Origin of the sequence: Pseudomonas sp. EGD-AK9 (assembly GCF_000465935.2) — a bacterium.
Taxonomy (GTDB): domain Bacteria; phylum Pseudomonadota; class Gammaproteobacteria; order Pseudomonadales; family Pseudomonadaceae; genus Aquipseudomonas.
This window is the reverse complement of record NZ_AVOF01000809.1, coordinates 1-678: the sequence shown is the minus strand read 5'-3', so window position 1 is coordinate 678 and position 678 is coordinate 1. Positions and strand designations below refer to the sequence as shown.

Annotated in this window: 1 protein-coding gene and 1 pseudogene; both read right to left on the bottom strand. The window is 71.7% G+C overall.

Annotated features, from left to right (window positions below):
• Positions 1–445 (bottom strand): type II secretion system protein GspL (gspL, locus tag N878_RS24365; RefSeq protein ID WP_021446093.1); only part of this gene is annotated, 445 nt, incomplete at its 3' end.
• Positions 442–678: pseudogene (locus N878_RS24360) on the bottom strand (type II secretion system protein GspK); the annotation flags it as partial. The pseudogene N878_RS24360 and the gene gspL, both read right to left, overlap by 4 nt.

The window sequence follows — 678 nt, the reverse complement described above, 5'->3', positions numbered from 1 at the left end:
GCCAGCGCGACTCCAGCCAGAGCAGCTGACTGCCCTGGCGCGGCAGCAGGTCGGCATCGACGCGGATCGCCTGCGGTGGCTGCGCCGCGCACAGCGCCAGGCACTGGCGCAGCCAGTCGGCGCGCAGCGCATAGACCCGGTGGCGACCGTCGGCCAGTTGCTCGCCCAGGGCCAGGTGCATCTGCTCGACATCCTCGGCGAGCAGTTCCTCCACCGCGAACGGCAGCGCCTGGCGCAGCCAGCGCGCCTTCTGCGTCGGCAACTGCACGGCGCAGGCGGTCACCGTCTCCACCGGCAGCACCAGTTCCCAGGCCGCCGGCAGCTCGCGCAGCGCCTCGCCCAGGCTCAGCGTGCGACATTCGGTGAAGGTCACCCACTGCACCGGCAGCTCCGCCGACAGGCCCTGACAGGCCTCCGGCGGCAGGAAGATCCATAGCTGATTCATCGTTGTGCTTCCTCGACGGGCAACGGCGGCGTACCGCCCTGCCCCAGATCACGCGCCAGGACACTGACCTGGCCATCATTGCCGCGCTGCAACAGGCTGCGCAACACCACGCGGCGCTCGCCGAGGCTCACCTCGCTGAACACCTCGAAGAACTGGCTGCCCACCGCCAGGCCCTGCAGCGCCTGCTCGCCGAGGCCGGCCAGGGCCGGCTGGGCGGCGAAGGCCGCTGGGCT